This window comes from Longimicrobiaceae bacterium (assembly GCA_035696245.1).
In the GTDB taxonomy this organism is placed as follows: Bacteria; Gemmatimonadota; Gemmatimonadetes; order Longimicrobiales; family Longimicrobiaceae; genus DASRQW01.
The window spans coordinates 1-3,557 of sequence record DASRQW010000095.1 but is presented as its reverse complement, the minus strand read 5'-3'; the positions used below and the strand labels follow the sequence as shown (position 1 = coordinate 3,557).

At 72.8% G+C, this 3,557-nt stretch carries 2 protein-coding genes; both read left to right on the top strand.

Annotated elements, in window-relative coordinates; genetic code table 11:
* The first annotated feature begins 254 nt into the window (after positions 1-254).
* On the top strand, positions 255-941 hold the full coding sequence (locus tag VFE05_04380; GenBank protein HET6229293.1) for an ABC transporter ATP-binding protein: 687 nt from the start codon (positions 255-257) through the stop codon (positions 939-941).
* Between the two features lie 242 nt (positions 942-1,183).
* The coding region (locus VFE05_04375; GenBank protein HET6229292.1) for an ABC transporter permease at positions 1,184-3,557 on the top strand (2,374 nt) is incomplete at its 3' end.

Below are 3,557 nucleotides of genomic sequence, written 5' to 3'. Positions count from 1 at the left end.
CCCAGCAGCGAACAACAGGTGGCGGCGTGCGGTTGCATCGCCCGTCCCAAGTCGTTGGATTGCATGCGCATGCGTTTCGGCCGACCAGGGCACGGCTCTGGCTTTGAGAGAGCCCACGCGTAAGCGCGCGGAGCCCGAAATCTCCGACCGCGCGGCGAAACTCCACGAAGACGACAGCGGCCGCGCATCTCCCGTGAAGCCACAGATGGCGGGGGAGCGGGCCCGCCCTCCATCTCCCGACCGAAAGCCTTCCCATGATCCGCCTGAGAAGCGTCGAGAAGTCGTATCCCGCCGGCCACGGCAAGACGTACGTGCTGCGCAACGTGGACCTGGACATCGAGCAGGGCGAGTTCGTGTCCATCATGGGCCCGTCCGGTGCGGGGAAGAGCACGCTGCTGGGCATCCTGGGGATGTTCGACGGGGCGTGGGCGGGCGAATTCCACTTTCTGGGCCAGCCCGTGCACCGCATGAGCCCCAAGGAACGCAACGCGCTGAACAAGCTGAACATCGGCTTCGTCTTCCAGCAGTACCACCTGCTCGACCATCTGACGGTGCAGGAGAACCTGGACGTACCGCTCTCGTACCGCGACATCAAGAAGAAGGAGCGCGAGGCCATGGTGGCCGACGTGCTGGACCGCTTCCACATGGTGGGCAAGAAGGACCTGTTCCCCAGCCAGCTCAGCGGCGGCCAGCAGCAGCTGGTGGGCGTGGCCCGCGCCGTGATCGCAAACCCCAAGGTGCTGCTGGCGGACGAGCCCACGGGCAACCTGCACTCGTCGCAGGGCCGCGAGATCATGGAGCTGTTCCAGAAGCTGAACCGCGAGGGCACCACCATCATCCAGGTCACGCACAGCGACGTGAACTCGGCGTACGGCAACCGCGTGATCGAGCTGGCCGACGGCTGGGTCGTCAACCAGCAGCAGCCCGCCGCGACGGCCTGAAGACGTCGTCCGCTCCGCATCTCCCAGCAGCTTTGGGAGATGCGGGGCCGCGCATCCTTGGGCCGCATCGCGCAGCCCGACGCGCATCTCGTCCGCGGCGGCGTATCTCGCGTCGATGGAACCCATATCGGCGGGTGCGCATCGAGTCGGCAGATGAGGTTCGTGCCGACGCCCGAGCCGCGACGCATCTACCGATCGTCTGCATCACCCGAATCAACCGACCTTCCCCCGAGAAGCCTACGATGGACGCCCTGCTGAACGACCTGCGCTACGCCGTGCGCTCGCTGAGCCGCTCGCCGGCCTTCGTGCTCACCGCCGTGCTCACGCTGGCGCTGGGGATCGCGGTGAACACCGCCATCTTCAGCGTGGTCAACCGCCTGCTGCTCCAGCCGCTGCCCTTCCGCGACAGCGGGCGCATGGCGTACGTGTGGCTGAGCGACCCCGCAATCGGCCTGAGCGTGGGCCCCACCGCTCCCGTGGCGGAGGCGTGGCGCACCCGCGCCCGCTCGCTGGAGGGCGCGGAGACGTACGACAGCCGCGAGGTCTTCCTGGGCGGCAGCGGCGAGGCGGCCGTGGTCCCCGGCACGTCGGTGGGCCCCGGTTTCCTGCGCTTCCTGGGCGTAGCCCCCGCCGCCGGCCGCATGTTCACGGCAGACGAGGCGGCGCGCGGTGAGCCCGTGGCGCTGCTGAGCTACGGTACGTGGCAGCGGCGCTTCGGCGGGCGGGCGGACGTGGCGGGCGCCACGCTGCAGCTGGACGGCAAGCCGTACACGGTTGTCGGTGTGATGCCGCGCGAGCTGGAGGAGTCCGACCTGGGCGGCCGCACCGAGGTGTGGATGCCGCTCTCGCTGCAGGGCCCCGGCCCGCGCACCGTGAGCATGGTCGCCCGCCTGCGCGAAGGCGTGACGCCCGAGGCGGCGCAGCGCGAGCTGGCCGGCATCGCGGCGCAGGTGCCGGACGGGCTGATGCCGGGCCACAAGTGGGACGCGCAGCTCATGCGCCCCACCGACTTCCTGGACGACGGCGTGCACACGGGCCTGCTGGTGCTGATGGGCGCCGTGGGGCTGGTGCTGCTCATCGCCTGCGCGAACGTGGCGCACCTCTTCCTGGCCCGCACGGCGGCGCGGGGACGGGAGATGGCGATCCGCACGTCGCTGGGCGCCGGCCGCGGCGCGCTGGTCCGCCAGCTCCTGGTGGAAGGGCTGCTGATCGCCGCGGCGGGCGGCACTGCCGGGCTGCTGCTGGCGCGCTGGGGGGTGGACGCGCTGGTGGGCCTTCGCCCCGAGGCGCTGTCCACGCTGGAGGGCGTGCCGCTGAACGGGCGCGTGCTGCTGTTCACCGCGGGCGTGAGCGCGCTCACCGGGTTGCTCTTCGGCCTGCTGCCGGCGCTGCGGGGCGCTCGCGTGGACCCGGCGGTGGCCTTGGGCGGCAGCCCCGCGGGCCTGGGCGGCAGCCGGCGCGACGCGCGGCTCCGCGGCGGGATGGTGGGGCTGGAGGTGGCGCTCTCGGTGGTGCTGGTGGTGGGCGCCGGACTGCTCCTGCGCAGCCTGGCCCGCCTGGGCGCGCAGGAGCCCGGCGTGCGCGTGGACGGCGTGGCTGCGGCGAGCGTGACGCTGCCGCCCAACCGCTACTCCAGCCCCGCCGCGCGCTACGCCTTCGCGCAGGAGGTGCGGGAGCGCGCGGAGCGGCTGCCGGGCGTGACCTCGGCCACGCTGTCGGTGTTGATGCCGGCGGAGTTCGGGATCGTGCTGGGGCAGGCGGAGGTGGAGGGCCGTGCGGGCAACCCGCTGGAGGGCCAGCTCCTCTCCACCGACTGGGTGGGCCCGGAGTACTTCGCCACCGTGGGCGTGCCACTGCGCCAGGGCCGCGGCTTCACGGACGCGGAGCGCGCGTCCGGCGCCAAGGTCGCCGTGATCGGCGAGAGCCTGGCGCGGCGGCTGGCGCCCGGCGGCAGCGCGGTGGGCACGCGCTTCCGGCTGGCGCCCAAGGACGAATGGAGCACCGTGGTCGGCGTCGTTGGCGACGTGAAGGGACCCGGCACGCACTTCCTCGCCAAGCGGATGCAGATGTACTCGCCGCTGGGGGCGCCGCAGCTCTCGCAGGGCCAGGTCGTCGTCGTCGCCCACACGCGCGGGGATGCGGGCGCGCTGGCGGCCGGGCTGCGCTCGCTGGTGCGCAGCGCGGACCCGCAGGTGGCAGTGCGCGAGGCGTCCACGCTACGCGAGGCGATGGCACACGGCCTGGCGGACCAGCGCTTCCAGACGCTGCTGCTCACCACCTTCGCCGCGCTGGCGCTGCTGCTCGCCGCGGTCGGGCTCTTCGGCGTGCTCACCTATACGGTGCAGCAGCGGACGCGCGAGATCGGCATCCGTATCGCCCTCGGCGCCGGTGCCGGGCGGGTGCACGCGCTGGTGCTGCGCGACGTGGGCGGTGCCGCCGCCGTCGGAGTGGTGGTCGGGCTCGTCGCGGCGGCGGCGACCACGCGCCTCGCCACGAGCATGTTTTTCGGCATCGAGCCGGGCGATGCGGTGAGCTTCGCCGCGGCCGCGGTGCTCGTGAGCGGCGTCGCGGCCCTGGTCGCCTCGCTCCCCGCCCGCCGCGCCGCCCGCGTCGACC

Excerpts from the sequence above, each read along its gene's own strand:
- VFE05_04380 (HET6229293.1), top strand. The coding sequence starts at position 255 with ATGATCCGCCTGAGAAGCGTCGAGAAGTCGTATCCCGCCGGCCACGGC.